The following is a 15,606-nucleotide window of genomic DNA, read 5'->3' as shown; positions in this document are numbered from 1 at the left end:
TCCTCTCCCGAAGGTCGTCATGCGCGAAGTCGTCATCTGCGAGCCCGTCCGCACCCCCATCGGTCGCTACGGTGGAATGTTCAAGTCCCTCAATGCCGTAGACCTCGGTGTCGCCGCCCTGAAGGGGCTGCTCGACCGCACCGGGATCGCCCCCGACTCGATCGAGGACGTCATCCTCGGCCACTGCAACGGCAACAGCGAAGCGCCGGCCATCGGCCGTGTCGTCGCGCTCGACGCCGGACTCCCGATCACGGTGCCGGGCATGCACATCGACCGTCGTTGCGGCTCGGGTCTGCAGGCCGTCATCCAGGCAGCGCTGCAGGTGGGCAACGGCGACAACGACGTCGTCGTCGCCGGCGGTGCCGAGTCGATGAGCAACGCCTCGTTCTATTCCGTCGACATGCGCTGGGGCGGTGCGCGCACCGGTGTGCAGATGCACGACAGTCTGGTGCGGGCCCGCGCCACCGCGGGCGGACGCCACTACCCGGTGCCCGGCGGCATGATCGAGACCGCCGAGAACCTGCGCCGCGACTACGGCATCAGCCGGCTCGAGCAGGACGAACTCGCCGTGTCGTCCCATGCCCGGGCCGTCGCCGCGCAGAAGAACGGCATCCTCGCCGAGGAGATCGTGCCGGTCACCGTCACCACCCGTGCCGGCGACGAGGTCATCGACACCGACGAGCATCCCCGTCCGGACGTCACCGTCGAGTCGCTGGCGAGGCTGAAGCCGATCATGGGCAAGCAGGATCCCGAGGCGACGGTCACCGCCGGCAATGCCAGCGGCCAGAACGACGCCGCATCGATGTGCCTGGTCACGACCCCGGAGAAGGCCGCGGAGCTGGGGTTGACCCCGCTGGTTCGGGTCGTGTCCTGGGGGCTGGCCGGCGTGGCGCCGAAGATCATGGGCATCGGCCCGGTCCCGGCCACGGAGAAGGCCCTCGCGAAGGCCGGCATCACCCTCGCGGACGTCGACGTCATCGAGCTCAACGAGGCGTTCGCGGCGCAGGCGCTCGCGGTGACCCGCGAATGGAATTTCGGCGCAGCCGATTTCGAACGCACCAACGTCCACGGTTCCGGCATCTCCCTCGGCCACCCCGTCGGCGCGACCGGCGGCCGCATGCTGGCGACGCTCGCCCGCGAGCTGCACCGCCGCGACGGCCGCTACGGCCTCGAGACGATGTGCATCGGCGGTGGCCAGGGCCTGGCCGCGGTATTCGAAAAGGCGGCGTAGCCGCCGGTGTGTCCTTTGGGTTGCCAGGGCCGCCCAAAGGGCGCACCGGCGCGTCAGCGCCGGCGGCGCGTCAGCGCCGGCGTACCAGGTCGACGAACGCCTGACCGACCGCCGACAGAGAGGCGGGGTCGAAGGCGAGTCCGTACGCGCGCGCCAGCCGCGGTTCGCATGCGCGGACCACGACCCGGTCCCCGGCGGCCTCGGCGGGTACCCGATCCACGATCGACCCGCCGAGTCCAGCCGCCACCATCGGCAGCCGGACCTCGCGCTGGCCGACGAGCACGGAGATCTCCGGCCGGGCGCCGGCCGCGCGCAGTGCCGATTCCACCGCGTCGACCATCGAGGCGCCCGTCGGCGCGAACACCATGGGAATGTCCGGCAATTCGGACAGGTGGATCGGGCCCTCCGGAACCTCGAACCCCGGCGGATACGCCAGCCAGTACTCCTGTTCGCCGAGTTCGATCACCTCGAGTCCGTCACCGCCCTCGAGCGGCAGGTGCGCGACGACGAACTCGCAGTGGCCATCGCGAATCAACGACGCGACCTGCTCCTCGTCGCGTAGCGGCGCGAGCCGCACCGCCACTTTCGGATACTCGCGCCGGAACCGGGCGATCAGTTCCACCAGCGGTCCGACGGACAGCGACGGGAACGCCATGATGTCGAGCCGGCCCGCGACCGCGCCGTCGGACGTGGTCAGCAACTCCTCGACGGCGGTCACGTCGCGCAGGATCTGCCGGCTCGGGCCGACGAGGCTGCGCCCGGCTGCGGTGAGGACCATGCCGCGGCCGATGCGGTGGAACAGCTCGACGCCGAGTTCGCGTTCGAGGCTGCGCAGCGCCTGCGACACCGTCGGCTGTGCGACGCCGAGCGCGGCCGCCGCCCCGTTGATGCCGTTGTTCTCGACGACCGCGAGGAAGTACTCCACCTGCCGGAAATCCACAGTCCTACGCTCCCTGTCGCAGTGTCGAGGCGACCTCGAGGAACGCCGCCGCGGCCGGCGACGGCTCACCCGCACGCAGCACCAGCCCGACCGGCCGCGTCAGCGGCGGTTCCAGGGGCCGCACCGTCACCGTGGGCATCTGCTGTTCGGCCACCGGCCTGGGCACCACCGTCGCGCCGGTGCCCAGGCACACCAGCTCCCACGTCGCCGCCGGGTGGGCGCAGTCGACGACGACGTTGGCGGCGTTCTCGGCGAGCAGCTCACCGGCCTTCGCTGCGTTGGTGCGGTCACCGACATCGACGACGAGCGGCACGTCCCGCACACGGACGCGCGGGACCGGATCCGGCAGGTCGGCCGCGAGGTCGTGGTGGAGGGCGAGCACGAGTTCCTGTTCGAACAGCGGCACGGTGATCATGCCGGCGTGTTCGACCGACAGGTCGGTCACCCCGATCTCGGCCTCCCCGCGTCGCAGCGCGGTGTGCACACCGCCCGGGCCGTCCGCGTCGACGATCCGCACCAGGATGTGCGGGTAGCGATCACGGAAGCGGCGCGCGAGCTCGATCATCGGATCGAAGGAGAACGACGAGTACGTCACCACGTCGACGCGGCCCGAGACGAGTTCGCGTACCGCGGCCACCTTCGCCTTCGCACGCTCGACGTCGGCAAGGATCCGGCGGGCCGCTACGTCGAGGCGGCGTCCGTCCTCTGTCAGCGTGAGCCGGCGTCCCGTGCGGTCGAACAGGGTTGTGCCGAGCCGACGTTCGAGAGTCCGGATGGCCTGCGACAGCGACGGTTGCGAAATGTAGAGGGACTGGGCGGCCTTCGTGATCCCACCTCGGTCGACGACCGCGACGAAGTAGGTGATGAGGTGAAGGTCCACTCGCTTATCGTACGGGGGTGGCCACGGCCGGCGTCCAGCGGTCCGGATCGGTGCCGCATCCGGTGACCACTCCCCGGTCGGCGAGAACCAGCAGGTGGGCGTCGGTCTCGCGCACCGCGAGCCGGCGCAGCCGCGGCGACATCGTCTCGAACGGCCGGGACCACGAGATCCGGGTGGAGACCTCCCATGCCGTGGATCCGGGATGCCGGGAGACGACGTCGGCGATCTCGTCCAGCCGTTCCTCGTGGTGGCCGAGCAGCGCCTGCGCCCGGGAAGCGACACCGCGGAAACGGTATTCGTGCGCGGGGAAGACCTCACCGTCGGGCAGGCCGACGGTGGCGTGCAGCGACAGCAGGTAGCGGTGCAACGGATTCGGCAGCTCACCCGGGATGGTGGAGATGTTGGGGCTGATGCGGGGGAGCATGTGGTCGCCGCTGAACACCAGTTCGTGGGTGTCGTCGACGAAGCACAGGTGACCGGGGGTGTGGCCGGGCGTCCACACGGCGCGCAGATCCCAGCCGGGCAGGTCGAGGGGGGTGCCGTCGTCGAGTACGACGTCGAGCGATTCGCGCGGCCCGAAGCGGACCAGTTCCATGACCTCGCCCGATCGGACCTCCTCGGGCGCTCCGAGCCGGGCCAGCTGCCGGGCCCACGACGCGGCGTACCCTTCCCGGTCCGTCGCGGTGTGGTGGCCGAGCAGCGACGCGTCGGCGGCGTGCATCGCCAGCGCGGCACCGCTGACCTCGCGCAGCCGCGGCGCCAGACCGAAATGGTCGGGGTGCAGATGGGTGATCGCCGCGAACCGGACCTCGGTGACGTCGTGCCCGGTCTGCCGGATCCCGTCGACCAGGGCCTGCCAGGACTGTTCCGAGTCCCAGCCGACGTCGATCAGGGCCAGGCCGTCGGGCAGGGCCAGGGCGTAGACCAGCACGTAGCGCAGCGGATTGTTCGGCATGGGCACGGGAATCGACCACAGCCCGGGCCGGACCTGCTCGACCGGCGGCAGCTCACCGCGCCGCCACGCCTCCTGCTGCACGACGCCGACGACCTCGACCGCCGTCATGACACGTCCTCCGCGAGGCTGTCGCGCAGCGTGCGTTTGAGGATCTTGCCGCTGGCGTTGCGCGGCAGCTCGCTCACGAAGTGGATGCGCTGCGGCTTCTTGTAGGAGGCGAGCCGGCCGATGGTGAACGCGACCAGTTCGCTCGCGTCCGGCGCGGCGGTACCGTCGGCCACCCGCACGACGGCGGTGACGGCCTCGCCCCACTTGCGGTCGGGCACCCCGATCACGGCGACCTCGGCGACGGCGGGATGCTCGGCGAGCACCGACTCCACCTCGATCGGGTAGACGTTCTCGCCGCCGGTGATGATCATGTCCTTCACCCGGTCGGTGACGAACAGGTAGCCGTCCTCGTCGAGGTGGCCGGCGTCGCCGGTGCGCAGGAACCCGTCGTCGGTGAACAGCGCCGCGGTCTCCTCCGGGCGCCGCCAGTAGCCGGACGTGTTGTGCCGGGAGCGGCACACGATCTCGCCGGACTGTCCGACCGGCAGGTCCTCCCCGGTCACGACGTCGCGGATGGCGATCTCCACCCCGGGCATCGGGCGGCCCGCCGAGCGCAGCAGGTAGGAGCGCGGACCGGTCGGGTCGTGGTCCTCGACGCGCAGTGCGGTGACGGACCCGCTCGTCTCCGTCATCCCGTAACGCTGGACGAAGCCGCAGCCGAGGGTGCGCACGGCGCGCCGCAGCATCGTCGGGGTGACCGGGGAGGCGCCGTAGAAGATCAGCTGCAGGCTCGACAGGTCGAACGAGTCCAGGTCGGGCAGGTCGAGCAGCATCTGCACGGTCGCGGGCACCAGGAACGCGTGGGTGATGCCATGCTGCTCGACGAGCGAGGCGACGGTGCGCGGATGGAACTCGCCGAGCAGGACGGCGTGCACCCCGGCGGACAGGCAGGTGCTCAGCCAGCCGGCGCCGGCGATGTGGAACAGCGGCATCGCGTTCAGCGCCACCGACTCGGGCTGCCAGTGGTAGATGCGCTGCCCCTCCTCGTCGTTGTGGAGGTTGCGGTGCGTGATGAGCACGCCCTTCGGCGTGCCGGTGGTGCCGGAGGTGTAGAGCTGCAACAGGACCGCGTCGGGATCGTCGCCGCGGCCGGGATCGTCGTCCGTGCCGCTACCGGCGAGTCGTTGCCACGTCCACGCCCCCGGCAGCAGCTCGTCGCCGGGTTCGGCGTCGACGAGGACGACGGGCAGGCCGGGCAGCGCGGCACGGATCGCCTCCGCTGCCGCGGCGAACCCGGATTCGACGACGAGCACGTCGAGTTCCGCGTCCTCGGCGATGCGGGCGGCCTCCGCCGGGGTGAGCCGCCAGTTCAGGGGGACGAACACCAGCCCCGCCTTCCCGCAGGCGACGAACGTCTCGGCGGCCTCGAGGCGCATGCGCAGCAGGGCCCCGATCCGCCCGCCGCGCCGGGCCAGCCCGTTCAGGGCGGTCGCGACCCGGTTGGTGCGCCCGTCGAGCTCGGCGAAGGTGACGGTGGTGTCGCCGCAGGTCAGTGCGAGTGCGTCCGGCCGTTCCGCCGCGTGCTGCCGGACCCGCTGCGGAAGGTGCAGACCGCTCACATCACACTCCTCGTTCCGTTCGGCGAGCGCCTCGATGCCGGGCCCGCCGTGCCCGATCAGTCGACCACCGCCGCGTCGAGGGGACAAAGTCCAAGATCCACAGCGACCGATAGCGAGTGCCTATGTCGGGGGTCGGGCAATGGGCGACTGTCCCTGCGCGTAGAAGTGCTTCTTGCGCGGGTACGGACGCGCGCAAGGAGCACAACCCCGCGCGGATGTCCGGTTCGACCCCGGGCTCAGCGCCCCAGCGCCGTGAATCTCCCCGTCACGGCGTCAGGACACCAGGAACCGGCCGAGTTGCGGCGCGGCCTCACCGGGATGCTTGGCCTGGATCCCCTCGCCGATGGCCTGGAGCTTCCAGTCCTGCCCCTGCCGGTACACCTTGGCCATCACCATGCCGGTGAAGGGCATGCCGCCCTGCAGGGTGTAGCGAGCCAGCTCGGCGTTGTTGGTGCCGTCCACCAGCCGGCAGAACGCGTTCGCGACCTGCTCGAAGGTGTGGCCCTTGTACGAGGTGACGATGAACATGACCGTCGTGATGTGGGCGGGCACGCGGGTGAGGTCGACGAGCACGACCTCGTCGTCGCCGGCGCCCTCGCCCGTGAGGTTGTCGCCCTGGTGCTGGATCGAGCCGTCCTTGGAGCGCAGCTGCCCGTAGTACGCGACGTCGACGAGATTCTGGTCGGCGAACAGCACAGCCGACGCGTCGAGGTCGATGTCGGCGGCACGATTGCCGAACAGGCCCCGCTTCGCGACCGGGTCCCAGCCCAGCCCCATGCGCAGGTAGGTCAGGGCCACGCCGCCCTCCTTGCGGAGGGTGACCTTCTGACCCTTGACGAGGCTGACGGGCCGGCTCTTGGTGAGGCTGACCTCGGGCTGGGCGTCCGGCGCCGGTTGCGGCGCGGAGGCCTGCACGTACGGCTGCGGCGGGGCCGGCTGCGGGTAGGGCTGCGGGGCAGACGCCGGCGGGGTGGCGTAGGCCGGCGGGACGGGCGGCGCTGCCGGAGGTGCAGGCGGGACGGGCTGCGCCGGTTGCGGGGCGGCGGCCGGCGCGTCGTCGACGCTCACGCCGTGGTCGGTCACGAGCGCGGCGAATCCGCCCGCGTAGCCCTGGCCGACGGCTCGGACCTTCCAGGTGCCCTGCCGCCGGTACAGCTCGAGGGCGATCACGATCGACTCGCTGCTCAGTCCGTCGATCCGGTACTCGTAGAGGACGGTGCCCGCGGTGTCGGCGACCCGCGCGGTCGGCGGGGCGAAGCGGCCGAAGCTGCTCGACGCGTCGTCGAGGGTGATGACCGCGCGCACCTGGTCGATGTCCGCCGGCACCTGGTTCAGCGACACGGCCAGCGACGCGGCCTGGCCGGGCGCGCCGGGCACGAGCCGCACGCCCGGCCCGGTGGGCTGGTTGAAGAAGACGAAGTCGGCGTCGGAGCGCACCTTGCCGTCGGCCTTGACCAGCAGGGCGGACAGGTCGGCCGGGGTGGTCAGCTCGACGGAGACGACGACGTCGGTGGCGGTGAGGGGGCCGTTCTGACCCTTGGCGAGAGATACGGGCACGGGTGGGGTCCTCACTGTTACTGGAAACTCGGTCTCGGGAAACTCGGTCTCGGGAAATGCGGGGCGTCATTGTCACTGTACGAAGCCGCGCCGATCCGGGCGGATCGGGCGAACCAGGCGAGGATCTCCTCGCCGGCCCGGATCCCCGCCTGCCGGGTCACCGTCAGTGTCGGGTGCCGCCAGTCCAGCGCCTCGAGTTCGCCGTGGCGCGGCCGGATCGCGGCGTCGGCGGCGGTCAGCATCTCCGCGTCGAGCGCGCCGTCCCCGGCGGCGAGTACGACGGCGTCCGGGACGAGCGTGCCGTCGTCGACCAGACGTCGGCGGACCTCGGCGACCGCGCGGCTCTTGCACACCGCCGACGGCATCGTGTACAGCTTGCGGCCCTGCTGAGACGCGTTCCATCCGCGGCGCCGGCACCAGTGGTCCCATTCGTCGAGGAAGCCGACGGGCTGCGCGGCGACGTCGATCACGAGATAGCAGAACAGTTCGTCGGCGACCCGGAACTTGTGCACCCAGTCGTCGGAGATGCGGCGGCGCAGTTCGGCGGTGACCTCGTCGAGTCCGGCGCCCTCGGTGCGCACGGCCGTGTCCACTGCCTGCCGCCAACCGGCGTCCGGTACCCCGTCGGCGAGGATCATGCCGCCGTTGCTGGTGATCGCGTACCGCCACGGCGCACCGGGCAGGTCGATGCGCCGGAACTGTTCCGGGGTGCGCGTGGTGGTCGGCACCACCACCGCCGCGGCGGCCAGGTCGCGCAGGCCCTGCGCGGACGTGACGGTCAGGTACGACAGGGGCGCGCCGTCGTAGTGCTCGACGCACACCAGATCGCCGTCCGGGACGGGCGATTCGCCCATCGCGGCGCGCGAGTAGATCATCGTGCGGTCGAGGTCGGTGGCGACGAGGGTGGTGGTCACGGCAGATCCTTGATCAGGCCCATGCACGAATACGCCAGGTCGGGAACGACATCCACCGGCACGTCGCGGGCTGCGGCGAGCATCCGGATGTGCGCGTGCTCCTCGGCGTCGGCCTCGCGGACCAGCACCCGCCACGGCACGCGCCGCAGCAGCACCCGGGTGGTCTCGCCGACACCGGGTTTGACGTGGTTGACGGTGGAGATGCCGTACTCGGCCCGCACCTTCTCCACCGACTCCCAGCCCGCCCACGTGGGGGTGCGATCGGAGCGCAGGATGTTCCCGGCGGCGGTGACCGCGGCGTCCCGGTCGCCGAACTCGGCCGCGACGGTGTCGAGGAGGACGGCCGAGACGTCCTCGCCGGCGAGTTCGGCGTAGAACTTCGCGCCGTGGAACTCGCCCGGACCGATCAGGGTGTCGTTGAGGACGGTGCGTGAAACCAGTCCGGACACGGTGGAATTCAGGCATGCCGAGGCGATGAGGAAGTCGTCGCGGGTGCCGTAGGTCCGCACGCAGTACCCGGGGTCGGCGAGCACGGCGAGGTCGTCGGAAAGCTCCGGGCCGCCCGCGGCCCGGTACTCGGCCAGGGCCGCCGTGAGTTCCCGGGCGATGGCGCCCTTGCCGGTCCAGCCGTCGACGAACACCACCGAGGCCGGATCGTGCCGTGCCGTCACGTGGTCGAGGGCGGCGAAGTCGATCCCACGGCCCCGCACGATCGACACCGCATAGTGCGGCAGGTTCAGTCCGTGGTGCCGCTGCGCCCAGCGGCGGATCAGGATCCCGACGGGAGTGCCTGCGCGGGCCAGCGATACGAGCGTCAGGTCCCGGCCCCGTTCGGCGAGCAGCAGTTCGGTGACGGTGCCGACGGCGTGCGCGAGGCGCCCCGCCGTCGCGGCGAGCACCTTGTCGAACAGCTCGCGGTAGGCGGCATCGGGTTGGTATTCGATCGGCAGCGACTCGGCGTAGTGGGCGAGGCCCGCCTGGATGCGGCGCTCGCGTTCGGCGACGTCGGCCTCGAGTGCGACGTGTGAGAGGTCCTTGAGGAGCCAGCTCACCTCGTCCGGGGCGTAGGAGCCGAAGCCTGGCCCGGTCAACGGGGTCGTCATCGTTCCTCCCGGTCGGCGCGCAGCACGGCGGGATCGGTGGCGGGCACGACGGCCACGACCACGTCCTCCCCGGCGGCGGTCAGCACGTCGAGCAGGCCACCGTCGGCGCGCAGACGGTCGGTGTCGGCGGGGTCGTCGAGCACGAGCAGCAGCTGTGCGCGTTCCCCTTCCGGCCACCGCGCGTTGTAGAGATAGCGCGGGACGTCGTCCGGTTCGGGTGCGGTGAAGGTGAATCCGCGGCGCAGGGGGTAGCCGGGCACGTCCCGGACGTATGCGGGGGAGCGGGTGGTGGTCTGGAATCGCGTGGCAACCCCCCTGCCGGCGAGCGCGTCGGCGATGCGCAGCGGCAGGTACATCAGTTCCTCGTGACCCACGACGACGACCGGGCGTCCCGGGGTCAGGGCGGTGGTCACGGCGTCGGTGGCGCGGTCGATCGCGGTGTCGAAGGCCGTCGTGTCGGTGCGCAGGAACCCGTGCCGGCCGCCGTCGGGCACGGTCGCCGGCCACGGCAGCGTGACGAAGTCGACGGTGCCGCGTTCCGGCGCAACCGGATTCAGGTCCGGGTCCGGTAGCGCGCCCACCCGCTCGGTGAGTCCGCCGGGAAGAACGGTGTGCCCCGTCGCAAGGCTCACGTGGTCGATGCGGACACCGAGCCCGGCGGCCGCCTCGGCGACGGCGCGACGGTGTTCGGCGGTGCGCATGTCCACCAGCGACGCGACGACGTACCGGGCGCGGGGACTGTGCCGGTGCAGGGCCCGGATGGCATCGACCGCAGTTGCCCCGGTGGAGATCTCGTCGTCCACCAGGACCAGCGGCGCGTCGTTGGCGAACAGCCCCGGCGACGTCGGCTGGAGCAGGTGCGACGTGGCGTGCGAGTGGCCCTCCTCGAATCCGGCGAAGGTGCCGGCACCGGGCACGTCGCGGCGGGTGGAGTGCAGGTAGCAGCGTGCCCGCAGCCGGCTCGCCACGCAATGGCCCAGTCCCGTTGCGGTTTCCGCGAAGCCGAGGACCACCGCATCGGACGCGGCGGAGCCGAGCAGGTCCGCGACGAGATCGCCGAGCCGGTCGCCCGCGCCGATCACCGCGGCCGGTTCGGTGGGGATGTGCTTGCCGAGGACGGTGGAGACCAGCAGGTGCGCGCGACGAGGATTGCGGCGCAGTCCCGGCACGACGAGGTCCGGCACGGTGTCGCCGGTGGCCGACGCGAGGTGTTGCAGCTCGAGCCCGAACTGTTCCGTCGCCCAAGGCGACCGCACTCCGGTGATCACCGGTCCACCAGTGCCGTCAGCAGGTCCACGAAAGTCACCCCCTTGTTGGTGACGCCGAACACCGACGCGCGCAGCAACGTCTGCTCCGCCCAGGTGCGGTGCGGGCGCCGCTCGTTCATCTTGTTGCGGTATCCGGAGGCCTGTACGCCGCCCGCGTCACCGCCGAGGATGTCGATCGCGTCGTGGTACTCCTCGTGCGTCACGGCGGACAGCGCGTGCACGGCCGCCACGTGCGAGGGGTGGATCACGGTCTTGCCCTGGATGCCGTTCGCCCGGTCCAGGGCGATCTCCCGCAGCAGGCCGTCGAGATCCCGGCTGACGAGCTGCTGCCGGAACAGCACCGCGTCGTGCTCGGCGAACGGCGTGGCCCGCAGCATCGGGCGGAACATGCGCTCGTGATCGGCGAAGTACTCCCAGACCGGACCGGTGATGACGAATCCGGTGCCGTCGGTGCGGCCCAGGTAGTTGACGACGTCGGCGATGACGTCGACCACGACCCGCACGTCGTAGATGGTCAGGTCGCGGTCGCGGCGGATGCCGAAGGTGCCGCACATGTCGGTGGCGCCGATCCGCACGGCCAGCACGCGGTCGCGGTGCCCGGCGAGGAGCGCGGCGATCTGCTGGAGTTCGCCGTCGCGGGTCTGCCGGTGCACCAGCTCGGCGGATTCGAGCACCGGCATCGCGTACAGCGGCTTGCCCAGCCGTTCCGAGGCCGCAGCCACGGCGTCGAGGAACGCCGGACCCGACGCCGCGGTGAACTTGGGCAGGACGAATCCGGTCAGCGCGGCGACGCCCGGTCCCAGGGTGTCGGCGATGCGGTCGACACCGTCGGGGGTACGCACCCGGACGAACAGCAGCATCGTCGCGGCGGCGGTGCCGGCGAGTGCGTCGAGGGTGGCGACCGCGTTGCGCAGGCCGTCCTCGACCTCGTGATCGGCGACGGCGTCCTCGAGGTCGATCACCATCGAGGCGACGCCCTCCCCGCTGCGGCGCGCGACCGTGGCGGCGAGATCCGAGCGGGTGGCGGGCACGTACAGGGTCGCCCCGAGCGCGACGGCGAGCCGCTCACGCTCGTCGGCATCGGAGAACGGTTGCGGCGGATGCAGGAACAAGGTGTCCCGGGTCGCGCCGTCGAGGTGGTGGAAATGATGCATCGTGCGCATGTCGGTGAAGGTTCCCCCACTCATACCTCGTCCGTTCGTCCTCTCATTCGTTGCACCACACCGGCGATGAAGCGCGAAACGGCGTCGAGCTCCCGGACGTACGCCCAGTAGTCGGGGTGTACTCCGGTGAGCGAACCGACTGCCCTGTCGATCCGATCGAGCTGCGCGTCGAGCACCGAACCCCATTCTGCGGTCAACCCCCGTTGGACCGCGAGTTGTTGCGCGTCGCGCAGACGGAACCGTACCTGCTCCACCTTCGCGGCCGGATCACGGCGGACCTCGCGGAGGACGGACAGCCGGTCGGTGACGGCGTCGACGTACCGTTCGGCCTGGGTGAGCGATGCCCGGGCCGCCGCGGTCAGCTCCAGCGCCTGTTCGGGCCGGTTCGCGGCCGCTGCCGTTCGCGCCGCGGACACGTCGGCGTCGGCCCGGTCGAGGAACTCGCGGGCGGCGCGTTCGTTGCCGGCCAGGTCGGCCGAGCTGGCGGCGTTGAACTCGCGCAGCAGCGCCGAGAACGCCGGCGCCAGGCTCTCGGCGCGGGTGCGGACCGCAGACAGCCGGGTGGTGACCGATGCCACAGCCTTCCGGGCGGACTCGGCTCGGTCCGGTGCCTGCGCGAGGGCGCGGCGCAGGGCGGTCGCTGCCTCCTCGGCTCGTCGTGCCGCGGTTCGGACCGCCCCGGTTCCCACGGCCGAATCGAGCGCCCGGATCTCCGCGTCGAGCGTGTCCGCCGCGGCCCGCACGGACGGGTAGTCGGCGTATGCCGCCTGCTCGGGTGCGGTCACCAGTGCCGCCGCCGCCTGCGCCTCGGTTCGGACCTGCCGGGCGAGCTGCGGCACGGTCCGGGCCACCGCGACCGAGTGCTCGAGGTGCGCGCGGTGGCGGTCGTAGAACTCGTCGAGGGTGCGGGTGGCGAGACCGATCTGCTGCAGGGCCTGTTCGTAGGCCGGGGCGGGGGCGAGCGGATCGGACGGTTCGGTGCGGGAGAGGTGCAGGTACGTTTCGGCCGCGCGGTAGCACGCTTCGCGGACGGGTTCCCACTCCCGCCGCAGGCCGCGCTGCGGGGTGAGTTCGTGCGAGGCCGTGACCCCGGCCTCGGCGACGGACTGGCGCCGGTCCATGTCGAGGAACGCGGCGACCATCGCGTCGTAGGCGCGCAGCGCCACCGGATCGTCGGTGCTCCCACCGCCGAAGAGGCGGCGCGTCCATCGGCTCGCCACGCCCCGAATGGTACTGGTCCGCGCCCTTCGGTCCCGTGTGCATGCGGAGCGCGGGGGCGTGAGCGCGCATCAGCTATTAGGGTGGTGGGACACGCGCAAATCGGGCGTGCCCGCCCGGGCACCTCGTCCGGACCGACAGATCGAAAGGACCCCGCATGGGCGTCAGCTTGACCAAGGGCGGCAACGTTTCCCTCACCAAGGAAGCGCCGAACCTCACCGCCGTGGCCGTCGGCCTCGGCTGGGACATCCGCAGCACCACCGGTGCCGACTTCGACCTCGACGCCAGCGCGATCGCGACCGGCGCCGACAAGAAGGTGGTCTCGGACCAGCACTTCGTCTTCTTCAACAACCTCAAGTCCCCGGACGGCTCGATCGAGCACATCGGCGACAACCGCACGGGCGAGGGCGAGGGCGACGACGAGGTCGTCAACGTCGACCTGACCGCCGTGCCGGCGAACATCGAGAGCATCTTCTTCCCGGTCTCGATCTACGACGCCGACTCCCGCAGCCAGTCGTTCGGCCAGGTCCGCAACGCCTACATCCGCGTCGTCGACCGTGCCAACGGCAACGAACTGGCCCGCTACGACCTGTCGGAGGACGCGTCCACCGAGACCGCCATGGTCTTCGGTGAGCTGTACCGGCACGGTGCGGAGTGGAAGTTCCGCGCCATCGGCCAGGGCTACGCGTCCGGCCTGGCGGGCATCGCCCGTGACTACGGCGTCAACGTCTGACGTTCCTCCGGACCCCGGATCCGGCCCCCGGCTTCATCGCCGGGGGCCGCTTTCCTTGGGTCACCGATAGTTTGCTGCAGTAACCACCCTGCACCGCCCGATCCAGACAGAAAGGCCACGCTTCGTGGTTCTGCGCATTTTCGGCATATCGTTCGCCGTCACCGTCGTGTCTCTGGTGGTCGCCTTCCTCTACGGCGGACCCCAGGCACTGTTCCTTGCCGCGATCCTCGGCGTCCTCGAGGTCTCGCTCTCGTTCGACAACGCGGTCATCAACGCCACCGTACTGCAGCGGATGAGCGAGTTCTGGCAGAAGATCTTCCTCACCATCGGCATCCTCATCGCCGTGTTCGGCATGCGACTGATCTTCCCGCTGCTCATCGTGTGGATCGCCTCCGGCCTCGGTCCGGTGGAGGCACTCGACCTCGCCCTGAACCCACCGCCGAACGACGCCGCGTACTTCCCCGACGGAAGTCCCAGCTACGAGACCATCATCACCGAGGCACACCCGCAGATCGCCGGCTTCGGTGGCATGTTCCTGCTGATGCTGTTCCTGAACTTCATCTTCGAGGAACGTGAGATCAAGTGGCTCGCGTGGCTCGAGCGTCCGCTCGCGCGGGCCGGCAAGCTCGACCAGCTCGAGGTCGTCGTCGCGTCGGTGCTGCTCGTGCTGACCGCTACGATCCTCGCCCCCGAGGACAAGGTCGCCACGGTGATGATCGCCGGCGTACTCGGCATGATCACCTACATCGCCGTCAACGGCCTCGGCGAGATGTTCCACATCCCCGAGGAAGGTGAGGAAGAAGCCACCGGCGGGCCCACCCAGTTGGCCAAGGCCACCGGCAAGGCCGGATTCTTCCTGTTCCTCTACCTCGAGGTGCTCGACGCGTCGTTCTCCTTCGACGGCGTGATCGGCGCGTTCGCCATCACCTCCGATCCGATCATCATTGCGCTGGGCCTCGGCTTCATCGGCGCGATGTTCGTCCGCTCGATCACGGTGTTCCTCGTCCGCAAGGGCACCCTGTCGGAGTACCGCTACCTCGAGCACGGCGCGCACTGGGCGATCGGTGCGCTCGCGTTCATCCTGCTGTACTCGATCGGCCATCACGTGAACGAGATCATCACGGGTCTGGTGGGGGTCGCGCTCATCGGCGCGGCGTTCGCCAGCAGCATCCGGCGCAATCGTCAGGAGACGAAGGCGTCCGTCGCCGCCTGACCGCACGACATCGACGGGAACCCGCGATCGGTTCGCGCGATCGCGGGTTCCCGTTCTCGTATCCAGGGAAAGGTTCCACCCATGGCAATCGATTACACCCGGCCCCCGAAGAACCCCGGCGACAGCACGGGCGGAGTCGACCCGAGCAAGATCAGTCTCACCAAGGCAGCCCCGACGGTCGATCTCGCCAAGTCCGGAAGCGGGATCACCCTGGTGAACCTGAACTGGTCACAGACCGGATCTCCGACCCCACCGAAGAAGGGATTCCTCGCCAAGCTCACCGGCGGCGCAGCGGGCCGCGGCGTCGACCTCGACCTCGGCTGTCTCTACGAGCTCGCCGACGGCTCGAAGGGTGTCGTCCAGGCCCTCGGCAACAGCTTCGGTGCGCTGCAGAAACCTCCGTTCATCGCGCTGGACGGCGACGACCGCACCGGCGCCGTCTCCGCCGGTGAGACCATGCGCATCGACCTGGGACAACCCGAACGATTCCGCCGGATCCTGATTTTCGCGATGATCTACGAGGGCGCCCCGAACTGGGCGGCAGTAGACGGCGTCGTCACCCTGACCCCGCCCTCCGGGCCGCAGATCGAGGTGCGCCTCGACTCGCCGAACAACGGTGCACGGATCTGTGCCATTGCGATGCTGCAGAACACCGGCCGCGAGATCAGCGTCTCGCGGCTCGTCGAGTACGTCGACGGCAGCCAGTCCGACCTCGATCGTGCCTACGGCTGGGGCATGAACTGGGCGCCGGGCCGCAAGTAGCT

The 15,606-nt window shown here is 70.7% G+C and carries 14 protein-coding genes; 4 read left to right on the top strand and 10 right to left on the bottom strand.

Features of this window, described 5'->3' with window-relative positions; all coding sequences use genetic code 11:
• Positions 1 to 19: 19 nt before the first annotated feature.
• The gene (locus LZP97_RS19130; protein ID WP_040269941.1) at positions 20 to 1,231 is read left to right on the top strand and encodes an acetyl-CoA C-acetyltransferase; all 1,212 of its coding nucleotides are present in this window, start codon (positions 20 to 22) and stop codon (positions 1,229 to 1,231) included.
• Positions 1,232 to 1,301: 70 nt separating this feature from the next.
• Here LZP97_RS19130 and LZP97_RS19125 read toward each other — a convergent pair whose 3' ends face one another.
• From LZP97_RS19125 to LZP97_RS19080, 10 genes are all read right to left on the bottom strand, one after another.
• The gene (locus LZP97_RS19125) at positions 1,302 to 2,171 is read right to left on the bottom strand and encodes a LysR family transcriptional regulator (RefSeq protein WP_234574878.1); all 870 of its coding nucleotides are present in this window, start codon (positions 2,169 to 2,171) and stop codon (positions 1,302 to 1,304) included.
• 4 nt (positions 2,172 to 2,175) lie between these two features.
• Positions 2,176 to 3,051: a LysR family transcriptional regulator gene (locus LZP97_RS19120; RefSeq protein WP_010594106.1), complete on the bottom strand. Its 876-nt coding sequence runs from the start codon at positions 3,049 to 3,051 to the stop codon at positions 2,176 to 2,178.
• 4 nt (positions 3,052 to 3,055) lie between these two features.
• Entirely contained in the window at positions 3,056 to 4,114 is a 1,059-nt protein-coding gene (locus LZP97_RS19115) for an MBL fold metallo-hydrolase (protein WP_017680115.1), read from the bottom strand.
• Entirely contained in the window at positions 4,111 to 5,673 is a 1,563-nt protein-coding gene (locus LZP97_RS19110) for a long-chain-fatty-acid--CoA ligase (RefSeq protein WP_234574876.1), read from the bottom strand. The genes LZP97_RS19115 and LZP97_RS19110 overlap by 4 nt, the downstream gene beginning before the upstream one ends.
• A 273-nt stretch (positions 5,674 to 5,946) precedes the next feature.
• Positions 5,947 to 7,230 carry a TerD family protein gene (locus LZP97_RS19105; RefSeq protein ID WP_234574875.1) on the bottom strand — a complete coding sequence of 428 codons (1,284 nt, stop codon included), beginning with the start codon at positions 7,228 to 7,230 and terminating at the stop codon, positions 5,947 to 5,949.
• A gap of 17 nt (positions 7,231 to 7,247) precedes the next feature.
• Positions 7,248 to 8,105, bottom strand: coding sequence for an HAD family hydrolase (locus LZP97_RS19100; RefSeq protein ID WP_225222737.1), 858 nt, complete (start codon positions 8,103 to 8,105; stop codon positions 7,248 to 7,250).
• 35 nt (positions 8,106 to 8,140) lie between these two features.
• Positions 8,141 to 9,247 carry a cysteine protease StiP family protein gene (locus tag LZP97_RS19095; protein WP_064066797.1) on the bottom strand — a complete coding sequence of 369 codons (1,107 nt, stop codon included), beginning with the start codon at positions 9,245 to 9,247 and terminating at the stop codon, positions 8,141 to 8,143.
• The gene (locus tag LZP97_RS19090; RefSeq protein ID WP_234574873.1) at positions 9,244 to 10,515 is read right to left on the bottom strand and encodes a phosphoribosyltransferase family protein; all 1,272 of its coding nucleotides are present in this window, start codon (positions 10,513 to 10,515) and stop codon (positions 9,244 to 9,246) included. Before LZP97_RS19090 ends, LZP97_RS19095 begins: the two co-directional genes overlap by 4 nt.
• Entirely contained in the window at positions 10,512 to 11,702 is a 1,191-nt protein-coding gene (locus LZP97_RS19085; protein ID WP_048771373.1) for an HpcH/HpaI aldolase/citrate lyase family protein, read from the bottom strand. Before LZP97_RS19085 ends, LZP97_RS19090 begins: the two co-directional genes overlap by 4 nt.
• Positions 11,699 to 12,820, bottom strand: a complete 1,122-nt coding sequence (locus tag LZP97_RS19080) for a hypothetical protein (RefSeq protein ID WP_040269979.1) — start codon at positions 12,818 to 12,820, stop codon at positions 11,699 to 11,701. Before LZP97_RS19080 ends, LZP97_RS19085 begins: the two co-directional genes overlap by 4 nt.
• A 233-nt stretch (positions 12,821 to 13,053) precedes the next feature.
• On the opposite strand from LZP97_RS19080, the gene LZP97_RS19075 reads away from it, so the two are divergent.
• From LZP97_RS19075 to LZP97_RS19065, 3 genes are all read left to right on the top strand, one after another.
• Positions 13,054 to 13,629: a TerD family protein gene (locus tag LZP97_RS19075; RefSeq protein WP_017680109.1), complete on the top strand. Its 576-nt coding sequence runs from the start codon at positions 13,054 to 13,056 to the stop codon at positions 13,627 to 13,629.
• 124 nt (positions 13,630 to 13,753) lie between these two features.
• Positions 13,754 to 14,842: a DUF475 domain-containing protein gene (locus tag LZP97_RS19070; RefSeq protein ID WP_040269929.1), complete on the top strand. Its 1,089-nt coding sequence runs from the start codon at positions 13,754 to 13,756 to the stop codon at positions 14,840 to 14,842.
• Positions 14,843 to 14,923: 81 nt separating this feature from the next.
• On the top strand, positions 14,924 to 15,604 hold the full coding sequence (locus tag LZP97_RS19065; RefSeq protein ID WP_010594096.1) for a TerD family protein: 681 nt from the start codon (positions 14,924 to 14,926) through the stop codon (positions 15,602 to 15,604).
• Positions 15,605 to 15,606: the final 2 nt, after the last annotated feature.

It is taken from the genome of Rhodococcus sp. DMF-1, assembly GCF_021441945.1.
GTDB classification, from domain to species: Bacteria; Actinomycetota; Actinomycetes; order Mycobacteriales; family Mycobacteriaceae; genus Rhodococcus; species Rhodococcus ruber.
The sequence above is the reverse complement of the archived record's forward strand: the minus strand, read 5'-3'. Positions and strand labels throughout refer to the sequence as shown.

Excerpts from the sequence above, each read along its gene's own strand:
- LZP97_RS19130 (WP_040269941.1), top strand. The coding sequence starts at position 20 with ATGCGCGAAGTCGTCATCTGCGAGCCCGTCCGCACCCCCATCGGTCGC.
- LZP97_RS19115 (WP_017680115.1), bottom strand. The coding sequence starts at position 4,114 with ATGACGGCGGTCGAGGTCGTCGGCGTCGTGCAGCAGGAGGCGTGGCGG.
- LZP97_RS19100 (WP_225222737.1), bottom strand. The coding sequence starts at position 8,105 with ATGATCTACTCGCGCGCCGCGATGGGCGAATCGCCCGTCCCGGACGGC.
- LZP97_RS19095 (WP_064066797.1), bottom strand. The coding sequence starts at position 9,247 with ATGACGACCCCGTTGACCGGGCCAGGCTTCGGCTCCTACGCCCCGGAC.
- LZP97_RS19085 (WP_048771373.1), bottom strand. The coding sequence starts at position 11,702 with ATGAGTGGGGGAACCTTCACCGACATGCGCACGATGCATCATTTCCAC.
- LZP97_RS19080 (WP_040269979.1), bottom strand. The coding sequence starts at position 12,820 with ATGGTCGCCGCGTTCCTCGACATGGACCGGCGCCAGTCCGTCGCCGAG.
- LZP97_RS19075 (WP_017680109.1), top strand. The coding sequence starts at position 13,054 with ATGGGCGTCAGCTTGACCAAGGGCGGCAACGTTTCCCTCACCAAGGAA.
- LZP97_RS19065 (WP_010594096.1), top strand. The coding sequence starts at position 14,924 with ATGGCAATCGATTACACCCGGCCCCCGAAGAACCCCGGCGACAGCACG.